General features: G+C 49.5%; 2 protein-coding genes. Both read right to left on the bottom strand.

Going from position 1 to position 21,804, the window contains the following annotated elements:
* Window positions 1–97: 97 nt before the first annotated feature.
* On the bottom strand, window positions 98–10,117 hold the full coding sequence (locus tag MKY66_RS12975; RefSeq protein WP_339807153.1) for an SDR family NAD(P)-dependent oxidoreductase: 10,020 nt from the start codon (window positions 10,115–10,117) through the stop codon (window positions 98–100).
* Complete coding sequence (locus tag MKY66_RS12970; RefSeq protein ID WP_339807152.1) at window positions 10,114–21,798, bottom strand: SDR family NAD(P)-dependent oxidoreductase; 11,685 nt, start codon at window positions 21,796–21,798, stop codon at window positions 10,114–10,116. The genes MKY66_RS12975 and MKY66_RS12970 overlap by 4 nt, the downstream gene beginning before the upstream one ends.
* Window positions 21,799–21,804 lie beyond the last annotated feature (6 nt).

Genomic DNA, 21,804 nt, shown 5'->3' with positions numbered 1-21,804 from the left:
TGTGGTGGCAGATGCCCATTCATTGGAAACATTTATGTTCCGCTGCTCTCCCGTACCGTGCAAAACGGTTCATGCACCCTGTCAACACATCGTTCTGTTAACCATTCAGGGATGCAACTTTGTTCAAGTTCAGCTCTTGCATAAAAAGAGGTCTGGTCGTTCTGACAAGCCCCAGTTGATCCAGTGATCCTGTCAAAAGGATTTCCAGTGCTTTCATCGCTTCAGCTACTTCAATAGAACCGATACCGGCATTGCTCATAAGGGTGTTGTATTCTTCCGAGGCTACACTTCCCACACTTCCCCAATAACCCCAATTTATGACTTTGACATCATAGGAACGCTCCATCGCAAGCTGATGAGCAAACGCATCCTTGAAAGTGCAGCCAGCCGCATAATTGCTTTGCCCAGGAGACCTGGTAAACGAATTAAAGGACGAGAAAAACAGCATGAAGTCGAGGTCATCCTGTCCAAATACCTGAGCCATGCGTGCACTTACAGCGACTTTTGCAGATAAGACAGCTTGAAAACGATCCTCCTCCATATTGGCGATACTCTGATCCTGCAATACAATCGCAGAATGAATTACACCTTGAATATGGGGATGTCTTCGCTTGATCTGTTCATAGGCCTTCTGGAGGGAATCTGCATTTGTCGCATCTGCCACAATGTACTCGGGAGCACTGCCCAGGGACTCCAAACGTTCTATACAACGTTGAATGCTTGAATCAGGTTCCCTGCGCCCGATCCAGATAATGCGTGCATTGTACTGCCGGATCATGTATTCGCTCCACACCTGTCCAATGCCACCTGCCCCACCAATGACCACATATACTCCCTCTTGGCGATAAGCATCCTTAATTGCATGTTCATTGTGCACATTTACCGGGATCAACTCCTGGCGTAACCACTCGTTATCCCTATACAGATAGGCGTTCCCTTGCCCATTCCAAGGAAGTTCTTGCATTTGGGTCTCCGCCCATTCAACCTCATGCTCCAGATCGAGCAGTTTTATGCTCCACCGGGAGTATTCTTTGGCCAAAGAGCCCGCAAAACCATGAATGCTTGCATGGGTAGGATTAATTTCGTCCATTGGAGAGGATGGGATCGCATTTGTCGTAATGAGGGTCAAACTCAAGCTTCGATTACCGTATCCAAGCTCTAGTAGACTCTTGATCATTCTGAACAGTTGAAGAACCCCCTGCTCCTGTCCCTCAACAATCGAATCATCTGCCATGCAAACATTACCGGGGGAAGGAGCGTGCCATATGATATGATCCAGAATGACAAACTCCGACAGGTTGTCCTTCCAACCAAGTACGCTGTTATGGGGCAACATGTGCATTGCGCCCGGATATAGTTTCAGAGCTTGCTTATGACTTGTATCGTTGTCACTAATGATGAGCACCTTGTTACCAACGGATAGCGGAAGCGCTATCTCCTCCGGCGTAAATACACTCCATATGGGTGTCATCAGAACATGTCCAACAGGAGGTATCCCCCCGGTCGTCAACGGATTTTGAAATAAAGGAAGCTTATCCGCTGTGGGAGCTTTACATGCCAATTCTGTCATCCGAATGCATAACTTTCCGTCCGGACTATACATCTCAATCTGAAACTTGATCAGCCCCTGTGCCCCAGAAGAGTGATCCATCCGTTGGACACGCACCCACATCTCTTCTGTGCAAGGATACAGGAGTTCCAGCTGATCTAGTGTAAACGGCAGTGGCACTGAATCAGGACTTCGGCCCCCCTCCACATGTTGCTTCAGCAAAAGACCCATGGAGGCCTGGAACGCCGCATCAAGCAAATATGGATTCATTACATATTGCTCTGTATGTCCGACTGCCGGAGACAACCGCAACTGTGCCCAAACCTGATGATCCTGGATGAACAGCTGTGTAAGTCCCTGAAAGGCGGACCCGTAGGATAGACCCAATCCGTCAAACAAGGAATAACACTCCTTACCTGCTAGGACACGTTCTGCCTTCTCAACCAGCCAAGGTTTGTTTCCGTTTGGTTGAACGGATGCCTGTATTCCCCCCAGCAGAACGGAACCCTTGCAATGTGTTCGTTTGAGTTGCTCAGATCCATGAGTGAAGCTATAGATCTCAAAACCTACGATTCCATCATTCTGCTGTTTAAGTTCGATGAGAACATCAACCGGCTGATCCACCTGTAGAGGTGTCATCCATGTGACTTTCTGAATACACCGTACCTGCAACGAATCATCGAAAAGTCCAACAGCTTGCTGAACCGCCGCTCTGGCCATTTCCAGATAGGCTGTACCCGGAAGCCATTTCTCTCCATGGACCTGATGATGGGCCAAAATCGTTTCCTCGCCCGTAAACGTACTGGCATATCGTTGCAAACCAAAGCTGGATGTATTGCGATGTACGAGCGGATGTAAAATAGGTACGCTTGTATGTTGTATTACTTTGCTCCTCTGTTCTCTTGAGACAAGGGGTTCAGGTACCCAGTAACGTTCAGCTGCAAACGGATACGCGGGCAGACTGATTCGGCGCGGGTGCTGCTGTCTGTTGTCCCCGTATAGCTCCATCCACTGAATCACTGCCCCTCGTGACCACGCGTCCAGTACATGCTCATAACGACCCTGGGACAGCCAGCGTTTCACATTCTCTTTCATGTCTTCCTCATCGGTTAACCAACCCGGATGCTCCTGCCCTTGCTTCACATGCCCCTGATAGTACAAGTTTCCTTTGCCTGCTGGTTCCGCCTGACCCACCTGTTCCACATAGCTGTCCAGCTTGGCAAGCAGCTCCTCCATCGTTTGCGCCAGCACACCCAGCCGTACCTCCATTGCTTCACGTCCGGTTTGCAGTGTATAGGCGATCTCCCTCACTTTCCAGCTGCTCTGCCCGGTACGGAGTGCATCTCGCAGCTGACAGGCCTGCACAACCAGCCGTTCCTCGTTCTTCGCTGACAGCACGATCATCCCTGGCACTTCATTTTGCCCGTTTTGCTCGTTGGGCTCATTCATCTTTTCACGCGTCAGGTCGGGTTCCCGGTATTCCTCCAAAATGAGATGAGCATTCGCTCCACCTGCACCAAACGAGGAAATTCCCGCCCGTCGCGGCACAATCTGACCGTCCACTCTCGGACGTTCCCAAACATCTAACTCCCGCTGGACCGTGAATGGGGTTTGGCTAAAGTCAATATGCGGGTTGGTCTGCTGCACATGCAGGGACGGCGCCAGCTCTCCATGCTGTAATTGCAGCAGCACCTTGGTGACTCCCGCGATGCCTGCTGCGCTCTCTGCATGTCCGATATTGGATTTCGCTGAACCAATCGCACAGTAGGCCTCTTCCGACGGATCTTGCTGAAAAGCTTTACTCAGCCCCGCAATCTCGATGGGATCACCGAGCGACGTACCCGTGCCATGGGCTTCCACATAACTGATGGTCCGCGGGTCAACGCCCGCCTCACGCAAGGCCCGGCCGATGACGTCCGCCTGGGCGTTGGGATTCGGCACGGTATATCCGTTTGTTTTTCCACCGTGATTCAAGGCCGACCCTTTGATCACGCCGTAAATCCGGTCCCCGTCTGCAACGGCTCGTGCAAGCGGTTTTAACAGGACCGCGCCCACGCCTTCCCCCGGCACATACCCGTCGCCCCCTTCACCAAAGCTCTCACAGCGACCTTTGCTGGACAGGAATCGTCCCTGGGACAACATGATATATTTGTTCGGGTGGACCGACACATTCACCCCGCCCGCGACTGCAACCTGACACTCATTCTGTCTTAAACTCTGGCACGCCAGATGAATGGAAGTCAGCGAAGACGAACACATCGTATCCACCGCCAGACTCGGTCCGCGGAAATTACAGAAATACGACACCCGGTTGGCGATGGACGCCGGATTACCGGAGAGCGCAATTGAGGACTCGGCCCCGTACAGCTGGTATTCCTCGTACATCACACCCACGTACACACCCACGATATCGGCAGCCAAACGCTCCCGCGTATACCCCGCATCCTCAAGCGTCTCGTACACACACTGCATGAACAATCGTTCCTGCGGGTCCATCATCTCGGCTTCCCGAGGAGAAATCTGAAAGAACAACGGATCGAATTCGTCCACACCATCCAGAAATCCGCCCCAGCGTCCATAGGTCTTGCCCGGTGTGCCCGGCGCTGAATCATATACCTGCTCCTGGTCCCAGCGTTCAGATGGAACCTCGGTAATGCTGTCCGTTCCACTGCGCAGATTCTCCCAAAACTCATGGATGTTCCGTGCTCCCGGGTACCTTCCCGCCATACCAATAATGGCGATATCCTGCTGCGTATCGACAGGTGTGTCCTGTCTGGAGACATTAGTCTGTGATTCATTCATCCGTGGTGCAGTTGTTTGAGTCTGTCCAAAAGTTAGATAGGGCGATCTGGTCTCTCCAGGGATGGATAAGACAGATTGCACTAAGGTCTGCTGTACTTTGACATGCTTGGCTTCCAAAGGTATGGATGCTGCATCTGAAGTTGTGTCGGGATCTCCCTCCCTTAGCAACCTGTCCAGTTTTTCGCCTTGCTCCTGTAGAAAGTAACTGCTCAAATCCCCGATCGTCTGGTATTCAAAAAATAATGTTTTGGGCAGTGGTCCAAATAAACTTTCCAGTTTGTTTGTCATCTGCATGATCAGGATTGAATCGATTCCATACTGCTCCAGAGGTGCATTCGCTCGAACGCGAGACTCGGGCAGTCCAATAACTTCGGCAAGAGTTTGGATCAAAAATTGAACCGTTCGTTTGGGTTTGTCAGCTGCCTGTGATCGGTTTGATTCCCCCACAGGAGAATTTATTTCTTTCATCGTTTCCAGTCTTTCGCTCTCACCATTAAAAGCCAGGAATCCCTGTTGGTTTTTGGAATGTAGAAGCCTCCTGATCCGGGTCATATCACCCGACAAAACAGCAATCTGTCCAGCTTCTGTTGCCAAAGCCCGATAGAAGGCCTGTATGCCGCTTGACGTTTCCATTCCCGCCAAACCGTAACGATGGAACATCCTTAGCTGAACGGTTTCAGGTATCGTCATACCCCCTTCAGTCCACAGCGGCCAGTTTATGGACAAGGTCCGCCCGTACCGCTCACCCTTCTGCACTCGCTGGTGCCGTTCAGATGCAAAAGAATCCATAAAAGCGTTGGCTGCCGCATAGTCGGCTTGTCCAGGGTTGCCAAACATCGCGGCAACAGCCGAACAAACGATGAACAGATCCAGTTTCTCCTCCCGAGTGGCTTCGTCCAAATGAACAATACCGGACACCTTCGGTGCAAAAACGTTGCGAAGATCGTCCTCTCTTTTTGCAAAAATGGGGTCATCCTGTATAATTCCTGCACAATGAATGATCCCGTTCAACTTACCAAACTCCATCTTGAATGAACTCACTAATTCTTGCACGGTCTGTCGATCCGAAATATCCCCTTGTCTATAAAAAAGGTTTATTCCTTTCTCACGTAAAGCATCCAATGGCATCCGAATGGTTGACAAGGATGCTCTCCCTACAGCAACAATGGTGCAGGAGGGTGCATGAAGCGCTATTTCTTCAGCCATGATAATCCCGAGAGCACCTGCTCCCCCGGTAATTACGTATACCCCTTCGGGTTTCCACGGGATGTCGAATGCACTTTCAAATGGATCATGTTCAATCATTTTCCAGTCCTGAACATGACGAAGCCCAAAACCTGATTGCCCTGGTATACTCTTATAACGGATTAAACCATGCTCCGGGTAGGCCCGATTATCTACGAGCATGTTTGCCAGCATCTCCGATTCCGTTTCATTCAAAATCTCAATAACCTGACCATGAAAGAATGGATTCTCCAGCTCGGCCGTTCTTAACATAGCGGCAATTCCGCGATACAACGACAACTCGCCAGGAATGACAATTTGCAGCCATTTTTCATCGTTAACATGGGACACTGCCTGCATCAGAAGAAGCTGGATCTCTTCAAGTACCCGCAATGCGCCGTTGGTAAATAATTCGTCCCAAGACTGGTTGAAATCCGTTGACGGAATACGTACACTTTGAATGGAAAATCGCTGTAAATATTTCTCGATTCCTGGATACCTGTGATTGCTATCTTCGAATAAAAGCACCACATGATTGTCCACGGTTATGGTCTCATTCCCGGAAACACCTCCGGCAAATGTGTCAGCAGGTGCCACTTTCCAATAGGGTTCAGCCAGCAAAGTCCCTTCATCCCCATGCTCTACCTGTCTAGGAAGCTCGCGGAACGTCAGCCCCTTGATTCGAAGGACAAGCTGTTCCTTATCATCATATCCATCAATATCAACCTTTTTCGTTTCAACTAGAGGGTCATTCGGAGTACAGACGTGAATATGCGACCACATTAATGATGCACTGTTTCCCCATATCTCCACTTGCTCCATGGCAAACGGAACCGGTGTTGTAACAGGTGGACCTCCTGCTGCCATCAACAGAAGCCCAATGGATGCCTGTAAGGCACTGTCTGTAAGACCAGGGTGAAGCTGACCTTCACCATATTCATGGGACAACCCTTCTGCAAGGCTCAGTTTGGCAAGCGCCTGATTGGTCCCGATGTACAACTCTTCAATTCCCTGATAATAATCCCCGTATTGCAGACCCATTTGTTTAAACTGGTTGTAACAACCCTCTCTTGTATAAAACCCTTCGGTGCATTGGGCTCTGATCTGTGTCAGATCTGTCTGTCCAGCTTCCCGAGGCTGCATCATGACCGCTTGCCCAAGACAGTGAACTACAGCCTCTTTCGCACCATGGCTCTGTATCCGAAACTCGATCGTTCCCCGTTCAAGCGGATGAAGCAAGACGTCAACCTGAACAGGCTCTTTGTTCACCTGTAGTGGTCCATACCAGCCGATATGGCTCAGACTTATCCATGTCTGTTCTAGATCATCATGCGTATGAGCCATTTCCACTGCAGCACGAGCCATCTCCAGATAGGCTGCACCCGGAAATACACTTTCCCCTTGCACGACATGATCCTTCAGGAAATGCTCCCCGCCATCAAAGGTGGAACTGAATTGGAGAGCAGCCAAATTCGAGGTATTACGATGCAGCAATGGATGAAGCAACTGGTACTGGTTTGAATCCTCTCTGACCTGGTCAGCATGCTGACGAATCGCATGGTCATGGGTTGGTGCATAACCAGCATTAATCCAATACTTTTCTTTGGCAAACGGATACACGGGCAGTGAGATTCGTCCTGCGGGCGCATGCTTAAACAACAATTCAAAATCAAGATGATATCCTTGCATATATAAGCTTGCTGCTGCTGCTAATTTTTCCGTAAATTCGGCCGAATTCGGTGATTCCGAACAATGCTGCAAACATTCATTTCCATAACGCATTAATGAAGACTGCGGGCGCAGTGTATGTGACAGTTCCACCACCTGAACTTCTGCTGCGGCTCCCTTTTCAAGCCACTTCTCCAATATTCTGATTAACTCTTGCTCATTACGGACAACACAGCTCAATCGGGTGTTCAGATGTTTTCGTCCCATGAGCAATGTATAACTCATATCCCAGCAGCTCACATCGGATTGTTCTTTGCAGAAGCTAACCAGTTGCTTGACTTGAACTTGCAATTGTTCCTGTGACTGAGCCGATAAAACAATCAGGTTCCCGGGACGATTGACCTTCTGACTTCCCATGACAGGTGCTTGTTCAATGACCATATGCGCATTCGTTCCACTGAAGCCAAAAGCGCTGATTGCGGCCATCCTTTTAACACCTGGCGGTGTGATCCAATCGATTGTCTCTGTATTGATGTAAAAAGGACTGCTTGCAAACGGAATGTGTTCGTTGCCTTCCTGAAAATGAAGGGAAGCTGGAATTTTTGCATGTTTTAAGGAAAGTAAAATTTTGATCAGTCCAGCCACACCGGCAGCGGCCGCAGCATGTCCAATATTCGTTTTGATTGAACCAAGAGCACAGTAATTTTCCTCTTCGGTGTACGACCGGAACGCTTTCACAAGCGCACTGTATTCAATGGGATCTCCCAATTTAGTTCCCGTTCCATGGGCTTCAACCAGTTGGATATTTCCAGGATGGATGTCAAAACGATTGTAGACCTCACTCATGAGCTGCTCCTGAGACTTCGCACTCGGCGCGGTGAGCCCGTTCGAGGCTCCATCCTGGTTAATGGCTGTACCGCGAATAACCCCATGGATGTTGTCCCTGTCACGCAAAGCGTCACTTAAACGCTTCAGCACTACAACTCCTGCACCTTCTCCAGGCACAAATCCGTCTGCCCGCTGGTCAAACGTATGACATTTTCCTGTCGTTGAGAGCATGCCGGCCCGGTTGGATGCAATGAAAAAACCTGGGGTGGACTGTATAAAGACTCCTCCGGCAAGCGCCATTTCCGTCTCTCCAGACCATAATCCCTGACAAGCCAGATGAACCGATACGAGTGAGCTTGAACATGCCGTATCCACTGCAATAGCAGGGCCCTGCAAATTCAGATAATATGCAATTCGAGCAGGAATGACTGAACCCGAGTTACCCCAGAATGCCTGCGGAACAGGATTCGTTCCAAGCAGTGTCCGGTAATCAAGCTCATTAAATCCCGCGTATACACCACACTTCAGCCCGGCAACTGCCTGCCCTGCATATCCAGCATCCTCCAGCGCCTTCCAACATTCCTCAAGAAAAATTCGCTGATGCGGGTCCATATGAGCAGCTTCCGTACCTGAAATGTTAAAAAATTGAGGATCAAATTCATCTATGTTTTCCAAAAATCCACCATGGCTGCAATAGGAAGTATCCTTTTCAAAATAAGATGATAGATCCCAACGCGTAACTCTCCCGACCAGATTCTTTCCTGTGACTAAATTCCCCCATAAGGAATGAATATCATCTGACTGCGGAAATCGCCCGCTCATCCCAACAATAGCGATATCTCCCCGCTCCACCTTTAAGGGACTATAAGAATCTGGGAACACAGAATGCTGGTCATGATTGTGTTCGGATGAACCTTCTGTTTTGTATCCATGCGGGGCAGCAGCTTCAGAGCTCAACTCCACCGGATCTACAGATTTGGAAGTCTTTTCGATGGTTTGCACAAGGCCGTCCCTATACTTTTCAACGATATGGTTGGATAACAACTCAATGGAGCTATAATCAAACAGGCTGGAGACCTGCAAAGATATGGATAACGCCTCGTTGATCGACTGAATAAGCCGCACGCCTGTAATGGAGTCCACACCATATTCGGAGAAGAGTTCCTCTGAATCAATCATGGTGGTGTTCACTTTAAGCGAAGCAGACAGCATATCTGTAACGATCTCTCTTACATGTGCTTTCAATGTGGTTGCTGAAGTGCTCTCCAAACCAAGAGATGACTTGCTCGGCTTCTTTTCTTGCAGTTCAGGACGGCTTCCTGGAGAGAACGAATCATTGGACTGTAATTCAGACCGTGCCTGATTGGATGATCCAACTGGAGTAACTTCCGCGTCGATCTGCCTTACTATGCCGTCACTGTATGCCACAATGACCTGCTGCCCTTCCTCGTGCCAATCTTGTGCAGGAAATTCGATAGAATGAAAACCCGCTTCCAGTAACAGCTGTTCCCATACATGAGGTGCTACTCCGGGAGAATCGGTTAGACGAAGCTCGGGGTCCTCATACAGCCACCATCCATCCAACAAACCAAAGGTAAGGTGAGTAAAAAGGGAATTGCTGCTAATCTCGTTAATTAACAGCATTCCGCCTTGTTTTAGCAGAGCCTTCACATTACGCAGTGTTGTCCGCAAATCGGGAGTTGCGTGCAGCACATTGGCTGCGATGACCACATCATAGGCACCGGTGTCTATCTGTTGGGCAGACGGAGCATAACGAACATCAAACATACGATAATTCAGGAATGACCTGCCTGCTCCATACTTCTGTTCACCATGCAAAAGGAATGCTTGGGATACATCCGTATATGCATACTCTTGAATATGTTGTTCCACCGGTTTCAGTCTGTGCAAAACGGCTGCGCTTGTTCCTCCGGTTCCCGCCCCAATCTCCATCATGCGGAGAGCAGAGCTGTCCAACTGGATTTTATGCTGCACATAATGTAGTGCTGTTTCAGCAAGCACTTCGTTATAACGGTTTATTTTCACGTGTATATCCCCCCGACCAATTCCATAGAGGAATCTGGAAACATAATCTCGGTTGCTAGGCATTTTCCGCCGATAATATCTGGCAGCGCCTTCAGCATCGTTTCAACCAATCTGATTTGTGATTCCGCGCCGTGGTGTTTGATCCAACCGGGTTTGTTATGCTCCCATTCCTGCCAAGCCGTTTCGGCATTCGGCGCATCGTAATTGCATACCCTGTAACCAAAATCGGTTTTCATCAGATAGCCGTAACGGACTAGCGCGGTCAAACTTCCTCTGATCCAATGCGCATAGGTGTCCGATAAATTCTGTGTTAATTCAGTCAGAGTGCCGGAGCTAACATCGGATTCAAACCAACCGGAAGCTTGCAGCTGCACCCACATCAGTTTTGCAAGCAAAGGCTCCATCTCTTGGAGCAAATGGCCTGTATTCTTGTCTGGATGAGAGGTATGCACGAGGTCACGATTCACTGGGCTGCTTGCCTTTAGAGGCTGATCCGACTTATAGACTTGTACAGATTTTTGCATATTGATTCCAGGAATCGAATATATTTTTGTTTTTAACAAGGCAGCCTGTGTAAGATCTATGCTCATGAGCATCTCCAAGGCTTCCATCGCTTCTGGCGCCTCAATTGAACTCACACCCATCCGGTTCATGCGTTCCCTGTATTCCAATGAAGCCACACGGCCTACACTCCCCCAGAAACCCCAGTTCATAATTTTGACCGGACATGTCCAGGATTGTCGCAACCAATGCGCAAACGAATCTTTAAACATACAGCCCGCCGAGTAATTGCTCTGGCCTGGTTGTCTGGTAAAAGAGTTCATAGATGAGAAAAAAAGGACAAAGTCCAGATTTTCTTTCGCAAATATGTTTGCCATCACAACACTTACATCCAGTTTGGCGACAAATACATGTTGAAACTGTTCCTCTGTCATCTGCTCCAGACTGCCATCTTGCAAAACAATTGCTGAATGCACAATACCATTTATGGTCTTGAACCGGCTTTTGATCGTTTCATACGCACTCATTAATTCCTCTTCACTGGCTGCATTGGCCGAAATATATTCGGGAGCAGCCCCCAGAGCTGACAAACGATTCTGTTTATGCCGTATCTCGTCGTTGTATTCACTTCTCCCGATCCATATCACTCTCGCCTGATAGGTCCGAATCATATATTCACTCCATACTTCTCCGATCCCGCCGGCTCCGCCAATGACAACATATATTCCACCATAACGATAATTGTTGTTGTCCTGAGGGGTATTGCTCTCCAGGCGAACAAGTTCCTGACTGTACCAGCGGTTGTTTCGATGGACCTGGAAATCCCCTTTACTTTTCGGTTCCAGTGAGAGCGCTCCACGAATGGAACGTTCATTGATGTTACCAGCTTGCAAATCCACAAGACGCACAGACCATTGTGGAAACTCCTGCGCCATTGAGCTGGCAAGACCATGAACTCCGGCATCCGCAGGATTAACCGGGTCGCTAGACCATACGGATTGTGTCTGACAGGTTAAGAATGACCATTCCAACGGACGATGACCATATCCCAATTGAATCATGGCTTTAATGATTCGAAACACATTTTTCACGCCCATATTCTGTGCCAATATCATATGATTCAGTGACGTTGGAGGGAGAGACATATGATTGGATAACCAAATGATATGATCAATCGTATCGACCTTTTTCAAGGCATTCATCAGACTGACGGGATCTACAGCCGTTTCCGCATCCATACGGATTGATTTTGCATGGATCTGATGAACCATCTCCCATTGCTCCGTTGTACCTCCAATCACCAGCCATCGTTTATTTCCAGGATTGAATTCGGACTTTTCAGTCTTTTCGACTACTTCCCATATTGGGGTCAGCATAAGATTATGGTCCGATGGCTCCGATGGGTTTGCAAGAGGAGGTTCCTCCTCCTCAACCTTTGATTCACTTATCATGTTGGCCTGAGCTTGCTGCGGAATCCAGTACCTTTCTCTTGCAAAAGGATAGGTTGGGAGACCGATCCGTTGGGGTTTACCCTCAGCAACATATAATGTATTCCAGTCCAGGTTCAGACCCTGTACCCATAATTCCAATAATTTCTCATGCTGGCCCTTCTGAATCCACCGATTCACCATTTCTTCCATGTCCTCATCCCGACTAAGGATGGAAAGCATCTCTCTACCCTTTTTCACATGACCGGTATAGAACAAATTCTGGGAAGCTTGTGTTTCCATATCGTTTGCCGGGTCAATATACTCTTTTAGTTTCGTAATGAGTTCCTCTATGGACGCCGCTAGCAAGCCCAGACGCTCCTCCATCGATTCACGTCCAACTTGCAAAGTATAGGACAGGTTCCTCATATCCGAATCCTCATATATTCCGGTACATAACACCTCAAGCAAGTCTTTGGCCTTTGCCAAGAGTCGTTCCTGATTTCTTGCGGACAGCACAACGATAACAGGAGATTTAGGGTGATCTTTGCCAACTGTTATCTGTTCCGGATACATACCTGTCGGGGTATACTCTTCAATGATGATATGTGCATTGGCACCCCCAGCTCCAAATGAAGATACGCCTGCACGTCTTGGGATCTGCACTCCATCTATTTCCGGACGCTTCCATGGTTCGAGCACCCTCTGAACCACAAATGGACTCTGGGTAAAATCAATGTTTGGATTGGTCTCTTCCGCGTGCAAGGATGGCGCGAGTTCCCCATGCTGCAGCTGCAGCAACACTTTGGTTACCGCCGCAATGCCTGCTGCGCTCTCGCAGTGACCAATGTTGGATTTGGCTGAACCGATGGCACACTTGAAGTTGGATTGGACCGTCCGCTGAAATGCTTTTGTTAAACCGGCCACTTCAATAGGGTCCCCGAGCGAGGTTCCTGTTCCATGCGCCTCCACGTAACTGATCGTTCGCGGATCGATCCCTGCTTCAAGCAGGGCGTCACCGATAACCTCAGCCTGTGCGTTGGGATTTGGCACGGTATATCCATTGGTTTTGCCTCCGTGATTCAGCGCTGATCCTTTGATCACACCGTGAATCCGGTCGCCATCCGCTATGGCTCTCGCCAACGGTTTCAACAGAACCGCGCCGACGCCTTCACCCGGAACATAGCCGTCCCCACCTTGGCCAAAACTCTCACACCGTCCTTTGCTGGACAGAAACTTCCCTTGAGACAAAAGAATATATTTGTTGGGATGAACCGACACATTCACACCGCCAGCTACAGCTACCTGGCACTCGTTCTGTCTCAGGCTTTGACAGGCCAAATGAATGGATGTTAATGACGACGAACACATTGTATCCACGGCCATGCTTGGTCCGCGAAAATTACAGAAATACGAAACCCGATTGGCAATGGAAGAAGGATTACCGTTGAATGCCATGGAATTCTGGGCCCCATAGAGCTGATACTCCTCATACATCACACCTACATAGACGCCCACTTTCTCCGTGCTCAAGCTTTGTCTTGTGTATCCCGAATCTTCCAGTGTTTCATATACACACTGCAAAAAAAGTCGTTCTTGAGGGTCCATTGTTTCGGCTTCACGAGGAGACACCTTGAAAAACAACGGGTCAAACTCATCTACACCATCCAAAAAACCACCCCAACGGCCATAGGTTTTGCCTGGAATTCCTGGCTCTGGGTTATACACCTGCCCGTGATCCCAACGTTCCGATAGAATCTCGGTAATACTGTCCACACCATTTCGCAGGTTATGCCAAAATTCCCCGGTATTACGGGCACCTGGATATCTGCCAGCCATTCCAATAATCGCAATATCCTGATGCTCATTATTCGAGTCTTTTCCACCACCAGAGGGTGAGTCCATATGAATGGACAGGTCCAAATCCGTTTTTTTCAAAATAGGTTCGGCTTCGGCTTCGAATGGGGTTCCTGTCAGCAGCTTTCGCTTCAACATCATGGTGTGCGTTGGTGCGTGCGTTCGAGAGTCCGACACATTCTGTACATTCGCTAACACATTCTTCTGCGACGTTCCGGCTGGTTTCATCCCTTGTTGTTGAAGCAGCTTATCCAAACGCACCTGATGCATGTTCATAAAGTAATGACATAGTTCCCTCAGGGTCTGATATTCAAAGAACAGCGTTTTGGAAAGGGAACCCAATTCATTCTCCAGTACGTCCGTCATCTTCATAATGAGCAGCGAATCGATACCATATTGCTCCAGTGGGGCATCCGGCTCAATCCTTGATTCTGGCAAGCCAATCACGGGTGCCAATTTTTCAATTAACCAAAGGATCGTTCTATCCTCACGATTGCCTTCAAGTTCGGTGAATTCTTCCGTATTCTCAATACTCGCAGATATATCTGCTGTTGAACTCTTGGCAAGGTTTAATTGACCCACGAACTGCTCAGCGGTTGCGTGGAGGCTCATTTGTTCCAACAGTGTCTCTGCAGAAATATCCCATCCATGCCGAGTTAGCAGTCTGCGGGAAAGTTCACTCCATTGCACCGGGTCCAAACCATATTCACTCCAGTCCATGTCCGGATCAATCTCCTGCTCCCTTACGTTCAACAAAGCGGCCACTTCCAACGTGAGCACAGATACAGCTTCCTGTTGGGTCATGCCTCCCGCCAGAGGGGCTCCAAGCTTGATGGATAACGATTCCGGGGAAGGTCTATGCCCGTTAGCGTTAGTGTTTACGTTAGTGTTTGCTGACTCCATCGGTTCAGTTGACCACGAATCTATCGGCTCCAGCAGGCTTCTGCGCAGCGCCAACAGATTGCCTTCCGCCACCGCAACCTGACTGCTTCCACTCGCCCAAGCCTGATACAGCGCCTTCACACCCGACGTGGTTCCCAGCGGTCTTAGTCCATGCTGGTTCCACAGACGCGCCTTCCCCTCTTCCTCCAGCTGCATCCCGCCTTCTTCCCACAGCGGCCAGTTAATGGACAAGGTTCGACCCTGACACTCCCCGCGTTTCATCCGCGCATTTCGGCTCACCGCATACGCATCCATATACCCATTCGCGGCGGCATAATCACCCTGCCCTGCATTCCCCGTCACCGCTGCACCCGAGGAGAACAGCAGCAGCACATCCAGCGCTTCTGTCCCGATCGCTTCTTCCAGATTCCGTATGCCGACTACTTTCGGAGCCAGCACGGCCTGCCAGTCGCTTTCCGTTTTGTACCGTATCAGACTGTCCCGGATCTCTCCGGCACAATGCAGCACCCCGTTCACCCGGCCATACTGCTGACGAAGACGCCGAAACAGTGCATTGACCGCCTCTCTGTTGGTGACGTCCACCGTTTCATAAAGTACCCGGGCAGGAAGTTGCGCCATCTCTCGCTGTACCGTCTCTGGCATCGTTGGGGATCGACCAGTCAATATAAGCGTACTGCCTTCCGTTTGGACTGAAATCTCCCGGGCCCAGATCCGTCCCAGGCCACCGGCTCCGCCTGTAATGACGTACACGCCTCCGTCTCTCCAAGGGGACAACCGTGGAACACTGGTCTTCCGCTTTGTCTTCACCTCTGTCTCTGCATTCCCATTCGTCATCTCATTCGTGTCCACGTTCTCATCTCTGTCCACGTCAACCGCCTGCCAGCCCGCTCGCTTCAGCTCACCCGCTTCCCAACGCAGGTGGCTCTCCTCCGCATGCAGCGCACACTGGTGCAGCTGCTCGATCAACATAGCGGCAGATGTCTCTGGCTGGACTTCGACAAGCTGTGCCAGACAGCCCGGATGCTCCAGCCTCACCGTCCGCAGCAGCCCGCTCAAACCAGCGAACCGTCTTCCTTGTTCATCTCCCGCCACGACGACCTGCACAGCCATCCGGTGGCTTCGCTGCATCGCAAGCTGCTGCTGCACATGGTGCAGAATGGCCTGAACAGCCTGTCCGTACCGCGCCTCCAACGCCCCCGTTAACACCATCTGCTTCCAGGACACATCCGCAGCCGCGAAGTCTTGCGGGGCCCAATTACACAGCAGCACCGCGGGTTCAACCCCCACAGCTTCAGCCGGTAGAGAGCGCTTCGGCAGCTCCTGCCACTCGGGCTGCACCAGCAGCACACCTTCCCGGCTTTCGGGTACACGCGAGGTCACGCCCCGCAGTCGAATGCAAACCTGTCCCTCTGAATCGCACAGCTCCAGATCCAGTTTACGGACGCTAGCCTCCGCAGCGGAAGATGCCGCAGACTCGGGGCGAACACGCACCACCGCCCACATGTGCGCCTGACAAGGAGATATCACTTCCGCCTCCTCCAGCGCAAAAGGCAACGGAGCGGAAGCGGGCGGGTTCCCATGTCGTTCTGTTGTGCTCGCAAGGGCCGTGCTCTCCAAGCTTACTGCACCCTCCAGAGTAGTGGATCTCACCACTTCCGCGATCTGATCTCCGGCCAGCAGGGCGATGGATGCTTGCAAGGCCCCATCCACCATACCGGGATGCAGCATGGTGTCCGCTTGCCCTTCGAAGAGCGCTTGTGGCAGACGCAGCTGCGCCAAGGCCTCGTTTGCCCCCCATTGCAATTCGGCAATGGTCTGATGGGACGGACCGTACTTCAGACCCAGTTTTCGGAATGCTTCATAACAAACTGCCCCACTGGCCTGTCCATCTGTACACCGGCTGCGTACAGCGTGCAAATCCAAGGTTTGCACGGCTTCTGCGAGAGGTCGTCCCACACTTACACGCCCTTGACTATACACCGCTTCTCCAGATTCAATTGATGACGCTGCCGATATTTTATAGGACAGACTTCCATCTGCCTCGGCCTCCAGCACGAGATGAACCTCCAGAGGCTCCTCTCCAACAACGAGCGGCCTGCTCCACATTACATGCCGCAGCAGCAGACTGTGTGTGAGCGGAGGCCAATTCGCTGCATGCGCTGCTGCTGCCCGGGCCATTTCCAGCTGAACAACAGCTGGAAGCAGCTTATGCCCCTGCACCACATGATCGCTTAGGAAAGGCTCATTGCCATTGAACTGACTACTGTACCACTGGCCCCGCAGCAGATCCGAACGGTTGTGGTGCAGCATGGAGTGCAGAACTGTAACCTTTTTGCCGAAACCTGCAGTCCCGCTCTCCCTTTTTGCATGGACCATGGGGACCCAATAGCGTTCTCTTTGAAATGAATAGGTAGGGAGACTGATTCGAGTAGGCCTGCTGTCCTTCTGGTACATGCTGTTCCAAACAATGGTTATTCCTTTGGCCCATACTTCAGCGATTGAAGCCATCTTTCTTTTGTTCATCCATATTTCGATTGCTGTCCGAATGTCTTCATCTGATTGAAACAGTTCTGTGATCGCATCTTCTTGAAGCCTGACTTCTCCCTCATAACCAACCCGACTGTTCAAAGATCCAATCCGCTGGCCTTGGTCTTTGCTTTGCACATACTCTGTACATTTCCTTCTCAGCTCTTCAAGAGAACTGACAACAAAGGCAACCCTGTATCGCATATGCTCTCTGCCCACCTGCAGCGTGTATGCTAGATTGGATAGCTTGATTCCCAGTGTGGCGGCGGAATTTTGATGTTCCTTACTGGTGGAGAGATAATTCATCATGTCGCGCACATGATCAAGCAGACTTGTTTGACTTTTGGCAGATAACGGAACAATGACTGGAAGCTCGGACTCCAAATCTGAAGTGGAATTTACTGCTGTTGGTGCATATTCTTCAACAATCAAATGGGCGTTACTGCCGTTTGCTCCGAAGGAGCTAATACCCGCTCGCAAAGGATGGGTTTCTGGAGTGTTACGATCTGCCTTCATAGTTCTCCAGTCCTTTCCTTCCCTCTCCACATAAAAAGGAGTGTTCTGAAAAGGAATGTACGGATTCAGACGTTCCGCATGTAAGGAAGGAAAAATCCGATTGTGTTTCATCTGTAACAGTACCTTGGTTAACGCAGCCACACCCGCAGCCGCTTCCAAATGCCCGATATTGGACTTCAGTGAACCAATTGCACAACTCTGTTCCGGCAGTGACCAGTCCGCCAATGCTTTGTTCAGTCCCTGTACCTCGATCGGATCTCCGAGGGACGTTCCTGTGCCGTGTGTCTCAATATAACTGACCGTTCGAGGATCAACCCCTGAACGTTTGAATGCATGTTTAATAACTTCCGACTGTGCTGTTGAGTCTGGTACCGTTGGGCCTGATGTTTTTCCTCCATGATTGATTGCAGACCCTTTAATAACACCATAGATGGAATAACCTTGCTCTTCGGCATGACTCAGACTGGTCAGCAACACCGTTCCGGCTCCCTCACCCGGCACATATCCGTCTCCGCCCTCTCCGAAACTGCGGCATCGTCCATCGGATGATAATAGCTGTGCCTCTTTCAAAAACATGTATCGATGTGGATGCGTAATGACGTTGACTCCGCCAGCAAGAGCATACTCACATTCCTCATTTCGAATGCTTTCGCAGGCCAGATGAATGGCCGTTAATGCGGAGGAACACATGGTATCTACCGCAAGAGAAGGACCATGGAAATTCATGCAATACGATACCATGTTTGCAACGGATGCTGCGCTGACCCCCAAGGATGTAGGTACACCGCGATCTGTCAGTTCCGATGCAAACAGCTCATAATGATTCCAGAATACGCCGGCAAATACACCCACACTCCGGGTACCTGTTGAAGTATCCTGGTGCTGACTGCGTTCAACGCGAAATCCCGCATCTTCACAGGCTTCCCATGCCGTCTCCAGAAAAAGTCTTGCCTGGGGGTCCATCATCTCCGCCTGACGGGGAGATAAATTAAAAAATAGTGGATCGAACTCATCAATCTTATCGATGAATCCCCCAAACTGATAATATGAATCCGGCGTATACGAAAACCGCCCCTGTTCCCAACGATCTCTGGGAAAACCTGTAATGCAATCCTTACCTGATAACAGATTGGCAGCAAATTCATCCACATTCCGAGCCATCGGATAGCGGCCAGCCACACCAATAATGGCTATATCTTCTGTATGCATTTCCGATGGTCGCTTTTCTTTTCGAGGAACCTCATGATTTAAAACTTTTGCTGCAGAAAGGCCCTCCACATGGATAGTAGTTTGTGCAAAATTTCGGATAAACGAAGGTTTACCATACATCACAACAGTCTGCGTTGATGCATTCATCATAAGCGAATCGAACAGTTGCATTCCTTCGTCTTGAGGCAGCGGGGCCAATCCCGTTTTGGCTTCCAACTGCTGCTGGTAAACTGGATCGATTGACATGCCTCCATTCGCCCATAAAGGCCAATTAATTGAAAGGGTTCTGCCTGATCGCTGTCCTGCCACAACCTGTTGCTGACGCCGCTCTGCAAACCGATCCATAAAAGCGTTACCACAAGCATAATCTGCTTGTCCCATATTCCCGAGCACAGCCGATAGTGAAGAGAATAAAATAAAAAAGTCCAGTGGTTGATCACGAGTATATTCATCCAGGTACCAAAGTCCGCTCACTTTAGGGCCTAGCACTTCCGAAATATTCTCTTTTGTTTTCTGTAAAATGAATTGGTCCCGGGTAACTCCTGCACAATGTATGATTCCCCGAATAACTCCCAGACTGGTCCGAATCTGCTGGATGACATGACTCGTCTGCTCGCTATGCGTTAGATCTGCCTGAAAATAATGAACATCCGCTCCCAGACTCTTCAACTCCGATATCTTATTGGACTCTTTTTTGCCAAGAGAAGAACGCCCCACCAGCGCCAATGTAATCCTCCCTTGCTGAGCCAAATGTCGACCCACCATCAAGCCTAATCCACCCAATCCACCTGTAATCAGATAAACACCATCTTTTGCAACATACTGGCTTTTCTGCAGCATCGGTATCGGCTTCTCACGGTATTTTTTCACCATCCGCACGCGAGATTTACCGGTGTAATACACTTCACTGACTCCCGAGGAATGTGTTACTCGCTCTTTATCCAACCAGTCCGCCCATTGAGTTCTTGTAACGTTATGAATATCATTCACCGTGATGATCTGTCCATGCAGATGAGGGTTCTCTGCATGAGCTGTTCTTAATAGGGCTACCATCGCGCCTGAAAAATCAGTGCCCGTTCCTGACGGACCAATTATTTGAATATGGGTCTCCGCTTTGGGAAACTGCTGCATGTAATTCTGAAGCCAGACTATACATTGCTCGCACATTTGTTCAAATGACTGTGGCATGGTACGTTCACTGGTTAGTGTGACAACCTCTGATTGCGGAAAACATTCCTTGATCATTTGATCATGTCCAATTGCCTGCTCGCAAAGAATAACAACGTGGCTCCGCACTGTGTTTGAGGTGTTACGCATATGCAGCGTGACCTCTTCCCAGAAGGGTTCGAGCATGATAGATGAGTAATCATCACTCTTTCCCCGATCATGATTGAGTTCTGAAGTTTTGATGCTTGCCTTGCTGGCCGAAGCTTTGCTCTCCGTGTACTGATTTTCAGTAAATGCCTCAGGCCAATGTTGGTGCAGGTATACAGCAAGAGACTTAATATTGGAATATTCAAATAACAGCGTGGGGTAAAGCTGTTCCTTCACTTTGTTCTCCAGCGTCCTTGAAAGGTTGATAAGCTGCAAGGAATCCAGTCCCATCTGATAAAATCCCAGCTCTGTGTCCAAATTCGCTTCAGATGTTCCAAGCACTTTGCCTATCTCTACCTTTAAGTAGTCCGCAACCTGCTTCGTGTTCCCTTCTGGAACACCTCTTCGCTGATTCGATAGTTCGGATATATCATCTATACTGAGAGGTGAATCTTGTATATTGACCTGTGTGGCCAGCTCAGGTACAGATGCATCCTCTGAACCTGAGCCTTCTACCCCATTTGGATTCTGATGTACTTCGGCCCATTTCTGTATCAAATGAGGATTACGAATACGTTTAGCGGTTAAACGCTCAAATTCAACCAAGGACTTGCCAGCAGAATCAACCACTCTAATATCTGTAGAAATCAGATCTGGTGATGAGACAGAATTATCGTTTATCAATGGTCGAGCGAGCGAGTGCACACCAATGGTGTCAGGTAACGGACCATAAATACAGAAGCGTTCAATCATAAAAGGAATATAGGGAGTCTGATCATCAAACATCCCCTGTGCTTTTTCCTTTAAACGAAATGAGGAGCCCGCAAAAGTTGCCCCATCCAAAAAAGCTGCATGTGCATAAAAATCATTGGAGTAAACGGAAGCCTGCTCACTGAGATTCAGACACATAAGCTCCTGATTCTCATATTGGTAGACGACCCCTGAAGTTTGCATAAATGGCCCATGCTCGATGTTGACCTGCCTTGCCAATTGATAAACCTCATCCATGCTCCACTGATCTCGGGATTGAGTTTTCAGATCCTGAACATGGCTCACGGGTGGATTAAACTCAGGATCAACAAGAAACATCGTACATTGCATATGTTGTTCTTCACTGCCCTGATCGATGGTACCATTCATCACTTTGTTGCTTGTAATGGTTACCCTCCATTGCAACTCTGAAGGTACAGGTGAGAACGTCACAGCAATCTCGCGGTCAAATTGCTCTGATGTCACAATGGGCGTTGTAAACAAAATCTGCCGCAATTCGACACAGTGTGTCTCTAAATATAAAGCCGACAAACGATAGATCATATCCAGTAGGGTGACCCCGGGTAACGTACAAATTCCGTGTACACGATGATCCTGAACGATGGCGTTGCTGTGGCTTAAACGTTGCACGTATGTTTCTTGATTGCGACCTATCAACGACAG

The organism is Paenibacillus sp. FSL R5-0766 (assembly GCF_037971845.1).
Lineage (GTDB): Bacteria > Bacillota > Bacilli > Paenibacillales > Paenibacillaceae > Paenibacillus.
The sequence above is the reverse complement of the archived record's forward strand: the minus strand, read 5'-3'. Positions and strand labels throughout refer to the sequence as shown.